The organism is Acidovorax sp. FW305-C-20-28 (assembly GCF_058783375.1).
Genome location: NZ_JBYSYM010000010.1, coordinates 96,611 through 112,176 on the forward strand (window position 1 = coordinate 96,611; position 15,566 = coordinate 112,176).

17 protein-coding genes and 1 tRNA gene are annotated in these 15,566 nt (G+C 64.9%); 13 read left to right on the forward strand and 5 right to left on the reverse strand.

Features of this window, described 5'->3' with window-relative positions; all coding sequences use genetic code 11:
- Nucleotides 1-5 precede the first annotated feature (5 nt).
- Both AC3WOH_RS13660 and pdxA read left to right on the forward strand, forming a co-directional pair.
- Entirely contained in the window at nucleotides 6-767 is a 762-nt protein-coding gene (locus AC3WOH_RS13660; RefSeq protein ID WP_492229858.1) for a Nif3-like dinuclear metal center hexameric protein, read from the forward strand.
- Complete coding sequence (gene pdxA, locus AC3WOH_RS13665) at nucleotides 764-1,795, forward strand: 4-hydroxythreonine-4-phosphate dehydrogenase PdxA (RefSeq protein WP_492229859.1); 1,032 nt, start codon at nucleotides 764-766, stop codon at nucleotides 1,793-1,795. The genes AC3WOH_RS13660 and pdxA overlap by 4 nt, the downstream gene beginning before the upstream one ends.
- A 126-nt stretch (nucleotides 1,796-1,921) precedes the next feature.
- On the opposite strand, the gene mscL is transcribed toward pdxA, so the two are convergent.
- Nucleotides 1,922-2,350 carry a large conductance mechanosensitive channel protein MscL gene (gene mscL, locus AC3WOH_RS13670; RefSeq protein WP_492229860.1) on the reverse strand — a complete coding sequence of 143 codons (429 nt, stop codon included), beginning with the start codon at nucleotides 2,348-2,350 and terminating at the stop codon, nucleotides 1,922-1,924.
- Between the two features lie 145 nt (nucleotides 2,351-2,495).
- Between mscL and petA the strand changes: the two genes are divergently transcribed.
- The 6 genes from petA (at nucleotide 2,496) to AC3WOH_RS13700 (ending at nucleotide 6,749) form a co-directional block, all read left to right on the forward strand.
- Nucleotides 2,496-3,095 carry a ubiquinol-cytochrome c reductase iron-sulfur subunit gene (gene petA / locus AC3WOH_RS13675; protein WP_492229861.1) on the forward strand — a complete coding sequence of 200 codons (600 nt, stop codon included), beginning with the start codon at nucleotides 2,496-2,498 and terminating at the stop codon, nucleotides 3,093-3,095.
- 13 nt (nucleotides 3,096-3,108) lie between these two features.
- Entirely contained in the window at nucleotides 3,109-4,524 is a 1,416-nt protein-coding gene (locus tag AC3WOH_RS13680; protein ID WP_492229862.1) for a cytochrome b, read from the forward strand.
- Between the two features lie 16 nt (nucleotides 4,525-4,540).
- On the forward strand, nucleotides 4,541-5,296 hold the full coding sequence (locus AC3WOH_RS13685; RefSeq protein ID WP_492229863.1) for a cytochrome c1: 756 nt from the start codon (nucleotides 4,541-4,543) through the stop codon (nucleotides 5,294-5,296).
- 108 nt (nucleotides 5,297-5,404) lie between these two features.
- A complete protein-coding gene (locus AC3WOH_RS13690) occupies nucleotides 5,405-6,016 on the forward strand; it encodes a glutathione S-transferase N-terminal domain-containing protein (RefSeq protein ID WP_007854512.1) in 612 nt (203 codons plus the stop codon).
- 44 nt (nucleotides 6,017-6,060) lie between these two features.
- Nucleotides 6,061-6,612 (forward strand): ClpXP protease specificity-enhancing factor, encoded by a 552-nt coding sequence (locus AC3WOH_RS13695; RefSeq protein WP_492229864.1) that lies wholly within the window; start codon nucleotides 6,061-6,063, stop codon nucleotides 6,610-6,612.
- Nucleotides 6,613-6,673: 61 nt separating this feature from the next.
- Nucleotides 6,674-6,749 (forward strand) — tRNA-Thr (locus AC3WOH_RS13700).
- A gap of 159 nt (nucleotides 6,750-6,908) precedes the next feature.
- On the opposite strand, the gene AC3WOH_RS13705 is transcribed toward AC3WOH_RS13700, so the two are convergent.
- Nucleotides 6,909-7,208: a hypothetical protein gene (locus AC3WOH_RS13705; protein ID WP_492229865.1), complete on the reverse strand. Its 300-nt coding sequence runs from the start codon at nucleotides 7,206-7,208 to the stop codon at nucleotides 6,909-6,911.
- A 32-nt stretch (nucleotides 7,209-7,240) separates the two neighbouring features.
- Here AC3WOH_RS13705 and AC3WOH_RS13710 point away from each other — a divergent pair, with 32 nt between their 5' ends.
- The 5 genes from AC3WOH_RS13710 to AC3WOH_RS13730 all read left to right on the forward strand — a co-directional run bounded on the left by AC3WOH_RS13710 (nucleotide 7,241) and on the right by AC3WOH_RS13730 (nucleotide 13,880).
- The gene (locus AC3WOH_RS13710; RefSeq protein ID WP_492229866.1) at nucleotides 7,241-8,209 is read left to right on the forward strand and encodes a M23 family metallopeptidase; all 969 of its coding nucleotides are present in this window, start codon (nucleotides 7,241-7,243) and stop codon (nucleotides 8,207-8,209) included.
- Between the two features lie 140 nt (nucleotides 8,210-8,349).
- Complete coding sequence (gene secA / locus AC3WOH_RS13715) at nucleotides 8,350-11,115, forward strand: preprotein translocase subunit SecA (RefSeq protein ID WP_492229867.1); 2,766 nt, start codon at nucleotides 8,350-8,352, stop codon at nucleotides 11,113-11,115.
- A gap of 192 nt (nucleotides 11,116-11,307) precedes the next feature.
- The gene (argJ, locus tag AC3WOH_RS13720; protein WP_492229868.1) at nucleotides 11,308-12,537 is read left to right on the forward strand and encodes a bifunctional glutamate N-acetyltransferase/amino-acid acetyltransferase ArgJ; all 1,230 of its coding nucleotides are present in this window, start codon (nucleotides 11,308-11,310) and stop codon (nucleotides 12,535-12,537) included.
- 19 nt (nucleotides 12,538-12,556) lie between these two features.
- Nucleotides 12,557-13,429 carry an ATP-binding protein gene (locus tag AC3WOH_RS13725; RefSeq protein WP_492229869.1) on the forward strand — a complete coding sequence of 291 codons (873 nt, stop codon included), beginning with the start codon at nucleotides 12,557-12,559 and terminating at the stop codon, nucleotides 13,427-13,429.
- Nucleotides 13,407-13,880, forward strand: a complete 474-nt coding sequence (locus tag AC3WOH_RS13730; RefSeq protein ID WP_492229870.1) for an NUDIX domain-containing protein — start codon at nucleotides 13,407-13,409, stop codon at nucleotides 13,878-13,880. Before AC3WOH_RS13725 ends, AC3WOH_RS13730 begins: the two co-directional genes overlap by 23 nt.
- A 1-nt stretch (nucleotide 13,881) precedes the next feature.
- Here the strand turns inward: AC3WOH_RS13730 and AC3WOH_RS13735 are convergent, their stop codons facing one another.
- From AC3WOH_RS13735 to coaE, 3 genes are all read right to left on the reverse strand, one after another.
- Nucleotides 13,882-14,097: a DNA gyrase inhibitor YacG gene (locus AC3WOH_RS13735; protein WP_184859817.1), complete on the reverse strand. Its 216-nt coding sequence runs from the start codon at nucleotides 14,095-14,097 to the stop codon at nucleotides 13,882-13,884.
- Nucleotides 14,098-14,111: 14 nt separating this feature from the next.
- Nucleotides 14,112-14,867 carry a cell division protein ZapD gene (zapD, locus tag AC3WOH_RS13740; RefSeq protein WP_492229871.1) on the reverse strand — a complete coding sequence of 252 codons (756 nt, stop codon included), beginning with the start codon at nucleotides 14,865-14,867 and terminating at the stop codon, nucleotides 14,112-14,114.
- A 98-nt stretch (nucleotides 14,868-14,965) separates the two neighbouring features.
- Nucleotides 14,966-15,565 carry a dephospho-CoA kinase gene (gene coaE, locus AC3WOH_RS13745; RefSeq protein WP_492229872.1) on the reverse strand — a complete coding sequence of 200 codons (600 nt, stop codon included), beginning with the start codon at nucleotides 15,563-15,565 and terminating at the stop codon, nucleotides 14,966-14,968.
- Nucleotide 15,566: the final 1 nt, after the last annotated feature.

Here is a 15,566-nt window from a genome sequence, read left to right on the forward strand (position 1 = left end):
GGGGCATGAGTAGCATTCAGCGACAAGAACTCCTGGCCCTTTTTGACGGGCTGCTGCAGCCCGCGCGCTTCAAGGACTACGGGCCCAATGGCCTGCAGGTCGAGGGCAAGGAAACCATCACCCGCATCGTGAGTGGCGTGACCGCCAGCCGCGCGCTGATCGAGGCGGCCGTCGCGGCGCGCGCGGACGCCATCTTCGTGCACCACGGCCTGTTCTGGCGTGGGCAGGACGGCCGCGTGGTGGGCTGGATGAAGCAGCGTCTGCAGCTGCTGCTGGCGCACGACATCAACCTGTTTGCCTACCACCTGCCGCTTGATGCCCACCCCGAACTGGGCAACAACGCGCAACTGGGCCGCGTGCTCGGCCTGGCGGCCGATGCGCGCTTTGGCGAGCAGGAACTGGGCTGCGTGGCTCCCGCCGATTTTGCCGATGGCCAGGCCCTGGCCGACCATGTGGCCGCGGCGCTGGGCCGGGCCGTGACGCTGGCCCAGCCCGAGGCGGGCTTGCGGCGGCCCATCCGCCGCGTGGCCTGGTGCACGGGCGGGGCGCAGGGCTACTTCGAGCCGGCCATCGCTGCCGGGGCCGATGCTTTCATCACGGGCGAGATTTCCGAACCCCAGGCCCACCTCGCGCGCGAAACAGGGGTGTGCTTCATCGCCGCAGGCCACCATGCGACGGAGCGCTATGGCGCGCCCGCCGTGGCCGCGCATGTAGCGCAGCAGGCCGGTGTGGAGCACCTTTTCATCGAGGTGGACAACCCCGCATGAGCGCCCCCATTGCCATCACCCAGGGCGATCCGGCCGGCATAGGCCCCGAGATCGTTGCCAAGGCCTTTCGCGATGCGCCGGATGAACTGCACGGCTGTTTCGTGGTGGGTGACGTCGCCACGCTGCGCAGGGCTGCGCAGTGCATCGAACGCCCCGGGCTGCCATCCCTGCCCGTGGCGCAGATCGCATCGCCCGCCGAGGCCCTTGAGCTGCCACCGCGCTGCATGCCCGTGCTGGCGCTGCCGGGATTGCTGGGGCCGCAGCCCTGGGGCCGCATCGCTGCCGAGGCCGGCCGCGCCGCTGCCGAGTGCGTGGTGTGGGCGGCCCGGGCTGCCCTGCGCGGTGAGGTGGCGGCGCTGGTGACGGCACCCTTGCACAAGGAGGCGCTGTCGGCGGCCGGGGTCGATTACCCGGGCCATACCGAGCTGCTGCAGGCCGAGGCTGCGCGGCACCAGGGCGTGCCTCTGGCGGCCATGCCGGTGCGCATGATGTTGGCCAACGATGAACTGCGCACGGTGCTGGTGAGCATCCATGTGTCGCTGCGCGACGCCATCGAGGCCGTGACGCCGGCCAATGTGGCACAGACGCTGGCCATCACCCACGCGGCCCTGTTGCGCACCTTGGGCCGTGCACCGCGCATCGGCGTGGCGGGGCTCAATCCCCATGCGGGGGAGGGCGGGCTTTTCGGCAGCGAGGAGCTGCAGGTCATTGCACCGGCCATCGCGGCCGCGCGGGTGCAGGGCATGGACGTGCAGGGTCCGTTCGCGCCCGACACGGTGTTCATGCGCGCGCGCCATGCACCCGGCCATCCGGGCGAGTTCGATGTGGTGGTGGCCATGTACCACGACCAGGGCCTGATTCCCGTGAAGTACCTGGGCGTGGACAAGGGCGTGAATGTCACCCTGGGCCTGCCGCTCACGCGCACCAGCCCCGACCACGGCACGGCCTTCGACATTGCAGGGCAGGGCATCGCCGACGCGAGCAGCCTGGTGGAGGCCGTGCGCATGGCGCGCCAACTGTCCGTGTAGCACGCCAGCAAAGGCGCGCAGCCTACGAAACTGGCGCGCCCCAAGCCAGTGCCCCCGTGCAAGGGCCGCCCCGCCGCACTGGGGGCGTCCCCCTTTGGGGGAAGGCGCGCAGCGACTCAGGGGGGACTATTTCTTCAAGCTGTCGCGGATCTCGCGCAGCAGCACGATGTCTTCGGGGGGCGCGGCAGGGGCTGCGGGTGCGGGGGGTGTTTCGCGCTTCAGGCGATTGATCTGCTTGATCATCACGAAAATGATGAAAGCCAGGATGAAGAAGTTCACCGCGACGGTGATGAAGTTGCCATAGGCGAATACCGGCACCCCCGCCTTCTTCAAGGCGTCGAGTGTCATGGCCGTGCCTGCCGGCACGTTGCCCAGCACGATGAACAAATTGGAAAAATCGAGTTTGCCGAATACCAGACCGACGACCGGCAGGATCAGGTCGGAAACCACCGAATCCACGATCTTGCCGAAGGCGCCACCGATGATGACGCCCACGGCCAGGTCGATCACATTGCCCTTGACGGCAAATTCCCGAAACTCTTGTGCAATGCCCATGGATAACCCCTCTTGATAATAGACAAGAAGGCGAGTATTGCCCAGGTCGGCCCTCTGTCAAGGCGGACAGCCCGCGTGGAATGACCCTTTTCACTCCGCTACAATTCGCGGTTGACCCCAATAGCGATGTACATCGAGGACCCCCATGAGTGACACCCCAATCGACTCCAGCAAACGGACGTGGCTGATTGCGTCCGGCTGCGCTGGTGCGGTGGGCGGCGTGGCGACCGCCGTTCCTTTCGTGAGTACTTTTCAGCCCTCCGAGCGGGCCAAGGCAGCCGGTGCTGCCGTCGAGGTGGATATTTCCGCGCTCAAGCCCGGAGAGAAAGTCACCGTGGAATGGCGGGGCAAGCCCGTCTGGATCGTCAAGCGCACGCCCGAGCAGCTGGCCGAGTTGTCCAAGCTCGATGGCCAGCTGGCCGATCCGAAGTCCGAGCGCAAGCCTTCGGAGCTCACGCCCGAATACGCCCGCAACGAGGCCCGCTCCATCAAGCCCGAGATCCTCGTGGCTGTGGGCATCTGCTCGCACCTGGGGTGCTCGCCATCGGACAAGTTCCAGACCGGCGCCCAGCCTTCGCTGCCCGACGACTGGAAGGGCGGTTTCCTGTGCCCTTGCCACGGCTCCACGTTCGACATGGCCGGCCGCGTGTTCAAGAACAAGCCGGCGCCGGACAACCTGGAGGTCCCTCCCCACATGTACCTGTCGGACACGCGCCTGTTGATCGGCGATGACAAGAAGGCTTGAGGGAGACACAAAAATGGCCCACGAATTCAAGGAAATCTCCCCCAACGCCTCGATCGCGGCGAAGACCACCAACTGGTTCGAGAACCGGTTCCCGACGGCCTTCGACGCCTACCGAGTGCACATGTCGGAGTACTACGCTCCGAAGAACTTCAACTTCTGGTACATCTTCGGCTCGCTGTCGCTGCTGGTGCTGGTGATCCAGATCGTCACCGGCATCTTCCTGGTGATGCACTACAAGCCCGACGCGGCCAAGGCCTTCGAGTCGGTCGAGTACATCATGCGCGATGTGCCCTGGGGCTGGCTGATCCGCTACATGCACTCCACCGGGGCCTCGGCCTTCTTCGTGGTGGTCTACCTGCACATGTTCCGCGGCCTCATGTACGGCAGCTACCGCAAGCCGCGCGAGCTGGTCTGGGTGTTCGGCTGTGCGATCTTCCTGTGCCTGATGGCCGAGGCCTTCATGGGCTACCTGCTGCCCTGGGGCCAGATGTCCTACTGGGGTGCCCAGGTGATCGTGAACCTGTTCGCCGCGATCCCCTTCATCGGCCCGGACCTGGCCCTCTTGATCCGCGGCGACTACGTGGTGGGCGACGCCACGCTGAACCGCTTCTTCAGCTTCCACGTGATCGCCGTGCCGCTGGTGCTGCTGGGCCTGGTGGTGGCGCACTTGCTGGCGCTGCACGATGTGGGCTCGAACAACCCCGATGGTGTGGAGATCAAGGGCCCCAAGGCGCCCAAGGATGCCAACGGCAAGCCGCTGGATGGCGTGCCCTTCCACCCCTACTACACGGTGCACGACATCTTCGGTGTCTGCGTGTTCCTGATGGCCTTCACGGCGGTGGTGTTCTTCGCCCCCGAGTTTGGCGGCTACTTCCTGGAATACAACAACTTCATCCCGGCCGACCCGCTGAAGACGCCTGCGCACATCGCGCCGGTCTGGTACTTCACGCCGTTTTACTCGATGCTGCGCGCCATCACCACCGAGATGATGTACGTGCTGATCGTGTGCGTGGTGGGTGGCGCCGTGCTGGCTTCGGTCAAGCTCAAGCTGCCCAGCTTCATCAAGGCCGGTGCCGTGGTCGCCTCCCTGGTGGTGGCCGCACTGATGCTGGCCATCGACGCCAAGTTCTGGGGCGTGGTGGTGATGGGCGGTGCCGTGATCATCCTGTTCTTCCTGCCCTGGCTGGATTACAGCCCGGTCAAGTCGATCCGCTACCGTCCCGACTGGCACAAGTACCTGTATGGCGTGTTCGTGATCAACTTCCTGATCCTGGGTTACCTGGGTGTGCAGCCACCCTCGCCGATCGGCGAGCGCGTCTCGCAGGTGGGTACCCTGTTCTACTTCGGCTTCTTCATCCTGATGCCCTGGTGGAGCCGCCTGGGCACGCCCAAGCCGGTGCCTGACCGTGTGACCTTTGCCGCGCACTGAGCGGGAGACAAGAACAATGAAGAAACTCATCCTCACGCTGATCGCAGCCCTGGGCATTGTTTCGGGCGCGCAGGCCGCCGAAGGTGGCATCGCCTGGGACAAGGCACCCAACAAGACCAATGACCTGGCCTCGCTGCAAAATGGCGCCAAGATCTTCGTCAACTACTGCTTGAGCTGCCATTCGGCGGCGTTCTTGCGCTACAACCGCCTGAAGGACATCGGCCTGAGCGAGCAGGAGATCAAGGACAACCTGCTGTTCGCGACCGACAAGGTCGGCGAGACCATGAAGGCGTCCATCGATCCCAAGCAGGCCAAGGAATGGTTCGGCGCCAACCCGCCCGACCTGACCGTGATCGCGCGCTCGCGCGCCGGCCATGGCGGCACGGGCCCGGATTACCTGTACACCTTCCTGCGCACCTTCTACCGCGACGAGACCAAGGCGACGGGCTGGAACAACCTGGCTTTCCCGAGCGTGGGCATGCCGCATGCGCTGTGGCAGATGCAGGGCGACCGCCGCCCGGTCTTCGAAGAGCACGAGAGCCATGGCCACAAGACCCAGGTCTTCAAGGGCTGGCAGCAAGTAACCCCAGGTACCATGTCGCCCCTGCAATTCGACCAGAATGTCGGCGATCTCGTGAATTACCTGCAGTGGATGGCCGAGCCTGCACAGAACACCCGCATCCGCGTCGGTGTCTGGGTGCTGATCTTCCTGGGTGTCTTCACGGTGATCGCCTGGAGGCTGAACGCAGCGTTCTGGAAAGACGTCAAGTAACCAACACGCCGGATTCATATGCCGCACCCCTTTGCGGGGGTGCGGCTGAGTCTTTTCAGAGTGGGTGCTTCGGGCCCCCACTCTTTTGATTTTTAGGAGCCTCACACCATGATGGTGCTTTACTCGGGAACGACCTGTCCCTTTTCCCACCGCTGCCGCTTTGTCCTGTTCGAAAAAGGCATGGACTTCGAGATCCGCGATGTGGACCTGTACAACAAGCCCGAAGACATCAGCGTGATGAACCCCTACGGCCAGGTGCCCATTCTGGTCGAGCGCGACCTGATCCTGTACGAGTCGAACATCATCAACGAGTACATTGACGAGCGCTTCCCGCACCCGCAGCTGATGCCCGGCGACCCGGTGGACCGTGCCCGTGTGCGCCTGTTCCTGCTCAATTTCGAGAAGGAACTGTTCGTGCACGTGAACATCCTGGAGTCGCGCGCGACCAAGGGCAACGAGAAGGCGCTGGAAAAGGCGCGTGCCCACATCCGTGACCGCCTGACGCAGCTGGCCCCCGTGTTCCTCAAGAACAAGTACATGCTGGGCGACAACTTCTCCATGCTCGATGTGGCCATTGCCCCACTGCTGTGGCGCCTGGACTACTATGGCATCGACCTGAGCAAGAATGCAGCCCCGCTGCTCAAGTACGCCGAGCGCATCTTTTCGCGCCCTGCCTACATCGAAGCGCTGACGCCTTCCGAAAAGGTCATGCGCAAGTAATGCGCCTGCGCCATCGTCCGTCCCTGACTGCCTGCACCTAGCCCATGAATGCCACGGAATCCACGTCCACACGCCCCTACCTGATCCGCGCTCTTTACGAGTGGTGCACGGACAACGGGCTCACCCCCTATGTGGCGGTGCGGGTGGACGATTCCGTGCAGGTGCCGCGCGAGTACGTGAACGATGGCGAGATCGTGCTCAACATCAGCTACGACGCCACCAGCGCGCTGCAACTGGGCAATGATTTCATCGAGTTCAAGGCCCGCTTCGGCGGCAAGCCGCGCGAGATCCTGGTGCCTGTGGGCCGGGTGATCGCCATCTATGCACGGGAGAACGGCCAGGGCATGGCGTTCCCCCCGCCGGTGGACAACCTGACTGCGGGTGCCTCGCCGCAGGGACTGCCGCCTCCGGCCTCCGTGCCTGCCGAACTCGCCCAGGTGCCCGCGGCCACGCCGGTATCGGCCACGCCCGCGGATGACCGCGTGGTCCATCTGGTGCCCGGGGAATCCCCTGGGGCCGAAGGTGGAGATGGCAATCCCCCGCGCCCTTCGCCTTCCGGTGGTGGCAGTCGCCCAGCGCTCAAGCGGGTGAAATAGGGCGGACGCACCCCCTCGGTTCATTTTTAGGGCTGTTTTTGCAGGATAAAATCCAGCCTTCGCCGGTTTAGCTCAGTTGGTAGAGCACCCGCCTTGTAAGCGGTAGGTCGTCAGTTCGATTCCGACAACCGGCACCATCTTTTCATCCCCACCCCCCTCGTCCTTCGGTCTCCACCGACCATGGAATCATCCGCGCATTGTGTGGGGTATAGCGCTGCGAAGGCCTCCGGTGGGCCCTCTGCCATACCCATTTGGCAGCTTTTTGACAAGCAAGTAACTGTCGTTGGGCCTGTTTTTCAGGTTTGAACTTTCAGCCGAATGGAGTTAACCTCCCACCCCCGGCTGCGCAAGTGCGCCTGCAATGCAGGCAGCAGTTGACGGATCTTGGCCGCGGCGGCATTGCTCTTGACCAGCAGGCACCAGGTATTCCCATCGATGGGGCCTGCCTGGACTGATTGGCGCAGGCCGGCAGGTAACAACAATTCAATGGCCTTGAGCCGATCGCTGGAGTCGCGTGTCATTGCGGTGAGCATGTGCAGCGTGGGAGATTCCGCGCTGGCTTGCTGCAGGGTGACGGCGTAGTGGCGGCGGGTCATGGGGATGCGCCGGTGGGCGTGGAGATGTCGTAGTGCACCTGATTATCACGGACGCCCGTTTGGCGCGCAGCCGCGCCATTCACTTGTCAGGAGTTCGCCTTGTATTGGCGGGCCTGCTTCTTTCCCTCGGACTCATGGTCACGGCCGCCGGCCTGTACCACTGGGTCTTTCTCAAGGGTGCACGCGAGGGTTGGCCGGTGTTCGGCGCCCTGGTGCGCCTGGTGGTGAAGGACGAATTCGCCGAGCGCGACCGTTTCATGCGGGCCAACCTCGATGCCATGGCCAAGCGGGTGGGCGAGATGCAGGCGCGCATGGTGCAGCTCGAATCGCTGGGTGAGCGTGTGCTGGGCCTGGCGGGCATGCCCGCCACGGAACTGCGCAGCGACGGGCGTGGCGGCGCGCTGGTGAGCGCCCACAACCTGAGCATGGAAGAGCTGCAGGCCACCCTGGATGATCTGGAGCGTCTGACCAACCAGCGCGTGGACCTGATGACGGTGATGGAGTCGCGCCTGTTCGACCAGCATATCCGCAAGAAGATGGTGCCCACGCATGCGCCCGTGGCAGGCAAGCTGCCTGGCTCATCGTTCGGCTGGCGCATCGACCCGATCACGGGGCAGTCGGCCCTGCACACCGGGCTCGATTTCCAGGCCGATACCGGCACCGCCATCCTGGCTGCCGCTGGCGGCGTGGTCGTGACACAGGAGTACCACCCGGCCTACGGCAACATGATCGAGGTGGACCATGGCAACCAACTGGTGACGCGCTATGCGCACGCCTCGCGTACCCTGGTGAAGCAAGGGGACATCGTCAAGCGCGGGCAGAAGATCGCCGAAGTCGGCACCACCGGCCGATCCACCGGTCCGCACCTGCACTTCGAGGTGCTGGTGCAAGGGGTTTTCCAGGATCCGCAGAAGTTTCTCAGCGCAGGCAGCGCGGTGGCCGGGGCCCCGCAGAAGGCTGGGGCCGTGGTGGCTTCCGGCGGGCCTGCGGCAGGCAGGTAAAATCGCAGGTCCGGCGTTCGCCGCCCGGGGTCGTGCAGTCCTTGCAAACCCGGGCAGCGCACCCACCTGATCTCTCAATTCATCTTAGGGGTTTCGGTCGCCTCGCGCGCTGATTGCAGCGCTGGGGCGGTCCTGTTCGCATGGCCACCAACTTCCTTACCAAACTATTCGGCAGCCGCAATGACCGGCTTCTCAAGCAGTACCGCAAGACGGTCTCCCGCATCAACGCGATGGAGCCCGACTACGAGAAGCTGACGGACGAGGCGCTGCGCGCCAAGACGCAGGAGTTCAAGGACCGGGTGGCCAAGGGGGAGTCGCTGGACGACATCCTGCCCGAAGCGTTTGCGGTGGTGCGCGAGGGCTCCAAGCGCATCATGAAGATGCGCCACTTCGACGTGCAGCTGCTGGGCGGCATGGCGCTGCACTACGGCAAGATTGCCGAAATGCGCACGGGTGAGGGCAAGACCCTGACCGCCACGCTGCCGGTGTACCTGAACGCCCTGTCCGACAAGGGCGTGCACGTGGTGACCGTGAACGACTACCTGGCCAACCGCGATGCGACCTGGATGGGCCGCCTGTACAACTTCCTGGGCCTGACCGTGGGCATCAACCTGCCCAACATGCCGCGCGAGGAAAAGCAGGCCGCCTACCGTGCCGACATCACCTACGGTACGAACAACGAATACGGCTTCGACTACCTGCGCGACAACATGGTCTACGAGGCCGCGGACCGCGTGCAGCAGGGCCTGAACTTCGCCATCGTCGACGAGGTGGACTCGATCCTGATCGATGAGGCACGCACGCCCCTGATCATCAGCGGCCAGGCCGAAGACCACACGGCCATGTACATCGCCATGAACAAGGTGGTGCCGCTGCTGGTGCGCCAGGAAGGTGAAGCCGACCCACGCACCGGCGAGGGCGTGACCAAGCCCGGCGACTTCACGCTCGACGAGAAGACCCACCAGGTGTTCCTGACGGAGCAGGGCCATGAAAGCGCGGAACGCATCCTGGCCAGTCACGGCCTGATCGCCGAGGGGGCCTCGGTCTACGACCCGGCCAACATCACGCTGATGCACCACCTGTATGCGGCACTGCGGGCCAACCACCTGTACCACCGCGACCAGCACTATGTGGTGCAGAACGGCGAGATCGTGATCGTGGACGAGTTCACCGGCCGCCTGATGTCGGGCCGCCGCTGGAGCGAAGGCCTGCACCAGGCTGTCGAAGCCAAGGAAGGCGTGAACATCCAGGCCGAAAACCAGACGCTGGCTTCGATCACTTTCCAGAACTACTTCCGCCTGTACAGCAAGCTGGCCGGTATGACCGGCACGGCCGATACCGAAGCCTACGAATTCCAGGAAATCTACGGCCTGGAAACCGTGGTGATCCCGCCGAACCGCCCCAGCCGCCGCGACGACCAGCTCGACCGCGTGTACAAGACTACGCGCGAGAAGTACGAGGCGGCCATCAAGGACATCCGCGAATGCCACGAGCGCGGCCAGCCGGTGCTGGTGGGGACGACCTCGATCGAAAACTCCGAGATCATCGACCAGTTGCTCAACAAGGAAGGCCTGCCGCACCAGGTGCTCAACGCCAAGCAGCACGCCCGTGAGGCCGATATCGTGGCCCAGGCCGGTCGCGCCGGCATGATCACCATCGCCACCAACATGGCCGGTCGCGGTACCGACATCGTGCTGGGCGGCAACATCGAAAAACTGATCGCGGCCGCCGAGGCCGACGAGTCGCTGGACGAGGCCGGCCGTGCGGCCCAGATCGCCCAACTGCGTGCCGATTGGTCTGCGGACCACGAGAAGATCAAGGCCCTGGGCGGCCTGCGCATCATCGCCACCGAGCGGCATGAGTCCCGCCGCATCGACAACCAGCTGCGTGGCCGTTCGGGCCGCCAGGGTGACCCAGGCTCCTCGCGCTTCTACCTGGGCCTGGACGACTCGCTGATGCGCATCTTCGCGGGTGACCGCGTCAAGGCGATCATGGACCGCCTGAAGATGCCCGATGGCGAGGCCATCGAGGCCGGCATCGTGACGCGCAGCATCGAATCGGCGCAGCGCAAGGTCGAGGCCCGCAACTTCGACATCCGCAAGCAATTGCTGGAATACGACGACGTGGCCAATGACCAGCGCAAGGTGATCTACCAGCAGCGCAATGAGATCCTGGACTCGGCCGACCTGTCGGACATGATCGCCGCGATGCGCGACGACTGCATGACCGACCTGGTGCACCAGTATGTGCCGCCCGAGTCGGTCGAAGAGCAGTGGGACATTCCCGCACTGCAGAAGGCGCTGGCCGACGAGTGGCAGGTGCAGATCGACCTGAAGTCAATCGTGGAAGGTTCCAGCGCGATCACCGACGATGAAATTCTCGAGAAGGTGGTGCAAGCCGCCAAGGAAGCCTTCGATGCCAAGGTCGAGCAGGTGGGCCGCGAGAACTTCACGCAGTTCGAGCGTGTGGTGCTGCTGCAGAACTTCGACTCGAACTGGCGCGACCATCTGAGCTCGCTGGACTATCTGCGCCAGGGTATCCACCTGCGCGGCTACGCCCAGAAGCAGCCGAAGCAGGAATACAAGCGCGAAGCCTTCGAGCTGTTCCGTCAGCTGATCGACCAAGTCAAGAACGAAGTCACCAAGGTGCTGATGACGGTGCAGATCCAGTCGCAGGCGCAGCTCGACCAGGCCGCCCAGGACATGGAAAGCCGCGCCGAAGCCATCTCCAACGTGACCTACACCGCCCCTACCGAGACGGGTGAAGCGGAGACCACCCCCGGCCTGCAGCAGCAAGGCGGCGCCCAGGCTGCTGCTTTGCCCGAAGGCGTGCGGGTGGCTCGCAACGACCCCTGCCCTTGCGGCAGTGGCAAGAAGTACAAGGCATGCCACGGCAAGCTGGCTTGAGCTTGAGCTGCTGATCTACATCCAGACACGGGCTTCGGCCCGTGTTTTCATTGCCGGGCCGCCCCAAGATGAAAATGGCCCCCTTTGGGGGGCAGCGACCCGCGCAGCGGTGGAGCGTGGGGGCCATGTTTCATTGGTGCGCCACGGTTTTTCGCATAATCGGGCCCAGTTATCCCGAAAGAGACTTATCCCATGCCCGTTCATCTTCTTGCCCCCGTTGCCGCCGATCTGCATGCGATTGCCGGTGTCCGCATTGGTGTTGCCGAAGCCGGTGTCCGCAAGGCCAACCGCAAGGACCTCACGGTGTTTCTGCTGGACGAAGGCGCCAGCGTGGCCGGCGTGTTCACGCAGAACCGCTTTTGCGCCGCGCCCGTGCAGGTGGGCCGCGAGCATCTGGCGGGTGGGCAGGCCATCCGCGCCATGGTGATCAACACCGGCAACGCCAATGCCGGCACCGGCGCCGACGGCCTGGCGCGTGCGCGTGCGACCTGCACGGCGCTGGCCAGCCTGCTGAACGTGGCGCCCGAGCAGGTGTTGCCGTTTTCCACCGGTGTGATCATGGAGCCGCTGCCGCTGGACCGCATCGAGGCTGGCCTGCCTGCGGCCATTGCCGATGCGAAAGCCGACCACTGGGCCCGCGCTGCCGAAGGCATCATGACCACCGATACGCTCCCCAAGGCCTTCTCCGCCCAGGCGCAGGTGGCTGGCGCCACGGTGTCCATCACCGGCATCAGCAAGGGGGCGGGCATGATCCGCCCCAACATGGCGACCATGCTGGGCTTTCTGGCCACGGATGCCTGCGTGGCGCCCGCGGTGGTGCAGCAACTGGTGCGCGTGCTGGCCGATGGTTCGTTCAACCGCGTGACCATCGACGGTGACACCTCCACCAACGATTCCTTCGTGCTCGTGGCCACCAACAAGGCCGGCCATGCGCCCATCACCGACCTGGCGAGCCCGGAAGGCCAGGCGCTGCAGGCCGCCATGATGCAGGTGGCGCAGAAGCTGGCCCAGGCCATCGTGCGCGATGGCGAAGGCGCCACCAAGTTCATCACGGTGCGCGTGGAAGGCGGCAAGACGGGCGAGGAGTGCCGCAAGGTGGCCTATGCCATCGCGCATTCGCCCCTGGTCAAGACAGCCTTTTTCGCCAGCGACCCGAACCTCGGCCGCATCCTCGCTGCCGTCGGTTACGCCGGCATCGACGACCTGGACCAGACCGGCATCGACCTGTACCTGGACGATGTGCACGTGGCCGTGAAGGGAGGGCGCAACCCGGCCTACCGCGAGGAGGATGGCCAGCGCGTGATGAAGCAAAGCGAAATCACCGTGCGCGTGGTGCTGGGCCGTGGCAACGCGGCCGACACCGTGTGGACCTGCGACTTCAGCCACGAATACGTGACCATCAACGCGGACTACCGTTCCTGATATCGCGAGCCACCGACCCATGAACCAAGCACTGGAACACCTGATCGCGCGCGCGGAGCAATTGATCACCCGCATCGAGGCGGCCCTGCCGCAGCCGCTCTCGGCCCCCGACTGGACGGCCTCGATCGCCTGGCGCTACCGCAAGCGCAGCAGCGGGCACGGCACGCTGGAGCCCGTGCGCCATGTCGCCACCATGGCCCTCACCGAACTCAAGGAGATCGATGGGCAAAAGGAAAAGATCGAGCGCAATACACGCCAGTTCGTGGAAGGCAAGCCTGCCAACAATGTGCTGCTCACGGGTGCACGCGGTACCGGCAAATCCTCGCTGATCAAGGCCTGCCTCAATGCCTATGCGCCCAAGGGCCTGCGACTGATCGAGGTGGACAAGGCCGACCTGACCGACCTGCCGGACATCGTGGACGTGGTCTCGGGCCGACCCGAGAAGTTCATTGTGTTCTGCGACGACCTGAGCTTCGAAGAGGGCGAACCGGGCTACAAGGCGCTCAAGTCCATCCTCGATGGATCGGTGGCGGCCGCCACGCCCAATGTGCTGATCTACGCGACCAGCAACCGCCGCCATCTGCTGCCCGAGTACATGTCCGAGAACCTGACCTACACGCACAGCGAGGACGGCGAGGTGCATCCAGGGGAGGTGGTGGAAGAGAAAATCTCGCTGTCGGAGCGCTTTGGCCTGTGGGTCAGCTTCTATCCGTTCAGCCAGGATGAGTACCTGGCCATCGTGGCGCAGTGGTTGGCCTCGCTGGGCGTCGCCGCGGACGACGTCGTGGCGGCCCGACCCCAGGCCCTGATCTGGGCACTGGAGCGGGGCTCGCGCAGCGGCCGTGTGGCCTACCAGTTTGCGCGTGACTATGCGGGGCGCAACGGTGGTTGAAGCGGTAGCAAGTGAAGTGGCTGCAGCGCGCAAGCACACCGAGGTGGCCGTCGGCATTCTGGTGCGCCACGATGGCGCGCTGTTGTTGTCCACCCGCCCGCCAGGCAAGCCCTACGCGGGCTACTGGGAGTTTCCCGGCGGCAAGCTCGAAGTGGGCGAGACCGTGGAGCAGGCGCTGCGGCGTGAGCTGGTCGAAGAGCTGGGGGTGACCATCGGACCTGCCGAGGTCTGGAAGGTCACCGAGCACGACTACCCGCACGCGCTGGTGCGCCTGCACTGGTGCAAGGTCCACGCGTGGACGGGAGAGTTCGAGATGCGCGAGGGCCAGGCCATGGCCTGGCAACAATTGCCCCTGGATGTGAGCCCGGTGCTGCCGGGCGCGTACCCGGTGCTGCAGTGGCTGTCCGAGGAGCGGGGCATCGCCTTTGTACCCCCGGAGTCGAATTCCTGAATCAGTGCTGCAGTTTGGGGTCGCCGTACTGGGCGTCGGCGGGAGGGGCTTCGGCGGGCATGCGGAAGTCTTCGCTCGCCCAGGCACCCAGGTCCACCTGCTTGCAACGCTCGCTGCAGAAGGGGCGGTAGGGATTGGCCGGGCTGTAGATGCTGTCGCCGCCGCAGGTGGGGCAGACGACGGTCCGGTGGCCTTCAGGCTTGGTGGCGGGGGCCATGGCAGGTGTCTCCTTCAGGCGCACAGGGTCAGTTCGAACGCGGCATCCTCCGTGCAGGAGTGCAGCCGGCCATCGGCCTCCTGGCGCATGAGCCGCACTGAGACGATCAGGCGGTTGCCGCTGATTTCAGGAATGAACCCCAGGGTGGGGTCCATGCGCAGGCGCAGCAACTGGAAGGTGCGGCCCTGGGGCAGGTTCTGCTGGAACTGGCCACGCTCGGCGGCCACCTTCTGCGGCACGCCCGAGTCACGCAGCAGCTTGAGCAGCACATAGATGGATTCGGCCATGGGCGCCAGGGTGGAGGCCCATTCCTGGAGTGCGTTCTGGCGGTAGGCCACGTCGCGGTGCTGCCAGGCATAGTAGGCGGGCAGGTCGAAGCCGCAGGTGCCGCCCGGAATGCCCACGCGGCTGCGGATGCTCATCAGCCAGTCGTTCTCGGTGAGGGCATGGCCGGACTTGCCGCTCTGGGTGTTCAGTGCGGTGAAGCAATGGTCCAGCTGCGTGATGACCGTTTCCAGCGCAGCTTCCGAGATGGACGGATTGCCGCGGTAGCCTTCCAGTTGGTGCTTGTGCTTTTCGATGTCCTTGAGAACGTCCGCTTTCAGGTCGGCGCGGGCGGCCACATCCATGATCTCGAAGATCGTGACCAGCGCGAAATGGTGGTCCAGGGCGTGGGAGCGCGGGATCAGTTCGCCGAGCCGGCGAAACAGCTGCTCCAGACGCAGGTACGTTCTGAGGCGCTCGTTGAAAGGGTATTCGTAAAGGATCACGCTGGCGGGTTCCCGGGGCTCTCAGGGTATTTTGCGGCACCGTGCACCGTGGATCACTGCCCGTCAAAGCGGGAGGGGCCCACAGGCGTGCGCATGCATCATAGCCCGAACAGCCGTCCCAGTTGCTCGGCCTGGGCCTGTAATTGCGTCAATGTGCAGAGAGGGCCGTTGTGCACGATGGCATCTGCCGCTGCACGGCGTGCCGGGCGGCTGGCCTGGTGCGCAAGAATGGCCTGCACGGCTTCGCGCGCGAGACCGCTGCGCTGGACCACCCGCTCGATCTGGGTTTCGGCCGGGCAGTCGATCACCACCACGGCATCGAGCTGCCGGGCCCAGCGCCCGGACTCCACGAGCAGGGGAATGTCGTGCACGATCAGGCGCTTGCCGTCCTGCAGGGCTTGCTGGGCACCTTCGGCACTGAACTGCGTCACCAGCGGGTGCACAATGGACTCCAGACGCACCCGCGCATTCCCGTCGGAAAAGGCCAGGGCACGCATGCGTGCCCGATCGAGTGCGCCCGAGGCATCGACATAGTCGGCCCCGAAGGTTTGCCGGATCGCATCGATGGCCGCACCGCCCGGACCGGTCACGCTGCGCGCGATCTGGTCGGCATCGATCAGTGCCGCCCCCAGGGACGCCAGCAATTGGCCGAAAGTGCTCTTGCCGCTGCCGATACCTCCGGTCAGGCCGATGCGCATG

What these genes read in the sequence shown, in the direction of transcription:
- AC3WOH_RS13660 (WP_492229858.1), top strand. Translation starts at nt 6, where the DNA reads ATGAGTAGCATTCAGCGACAAGAACTCCTGGCCCTTTTTGACGGGCTG.
- pdxA (WP_492229859.1), top strand. Translation starts at nt 764, where the DNA reads ATGAGCGCCCCCATTGCCATCACCCAGGGCGATCCGGCCGGCATAGGC.
- mscL (WP_492229860.1), bottom strand. Translation starts at nt 2,350, where the DNA reads ATGGGCATTGCACAAGAGTTTCGGGAATTTGCCGTCAAGGGCAATGTG.
- petA (WP_492229861.1), top strand. Translation starts at nt 2,496, where the DNA reads ATGAGTGACACCCCAATCGACTCCAGCAAACGGACGTGGCTGATTGCG.
- AC3WOH_RS13680 (WP_492229862.1), top strand. Translation starts at nt 3,109, where the DNA reads ATGGCCCACGAATTCAAGGAAATCTCCCCCAACGCCTCGATCGCGGCG.
- AC3WOH_RS13685 (WP_492229863.1), top strand. Translation starts at nt 4,541, where the DNA reads ATGAAGAAACTCATCCTCACGCTGATCGCAGCCCTGGGCATTGTTTCG.
- AC3WOH_RS13690 (WP_007854512.1), top strand. Translation starts at nt 5,405, where the DNA reads ATGATGGTGCTTTACTCGGGAACGACCTGTCCCTTTTCCCACCGCTGC.
- AC3WOH_RS13695 (WP_492229864.1), top strand. Translation starts at nt 6,061, where the DNA reads ATGAATGCCACGGAATCCACGTCCACACGCCCCTACCTGATCCGCGCT.
- AC3WOH_RS13705 (WP_492229865.1), bottom strand. Translation starts at nt 7,208, where the DNA reads ATGACCCGCCGCCACTACGCCGTCACCCTGCAGCAAGCCAGCGCGGAA.
- secA (WP_492229867.1), top strand. Translation starts at nt 8,350, where the DNA reads ATGGCCACCAACTTCCTTACCAAACTATTCGGCAGCCGCAATGACCGG.
- argJ (WP_492229868.1), top strand. Translation starts at nt 11,308, where the DNA reads ATGCCCGTTCATCTTCTTGCCCCCGTTGCCGCCGATCTGCATGCGATT.
- AC3WOH_RS13725 (WP_492229869.1), top strand. Translation starts at nt 12,557, where the DNA reads ATGAACCAAGCACTGGAACACCTGATCGCGCGCGCGGAGCAATTGATC.
- AC3WOH_RS13730 (WP_492229870.1), top strand. Translation starts at nt 13,407, where the DNA reads ATGCGGGGCGCAACGGTGGTTGAAGCGGTAGCAAGTGAAGTGGCTGCA.
- AC3WOH_RS13735 (WP_184859817.1), bottom strand. Translation starts at nt 14,097, where the DNA reads ATGGCCCCCGCCACCAAGCCTGAAGGCCACCGGACCGTCGTCTGCCCC.
- coaE (WP_492229872.1), bottom strand. Translation starts at nt 15,565, where the DNA reads ATGCGCATCGGCCTGACCGGAGGTATCGGCAGCGGCAAGAGCACTTTC.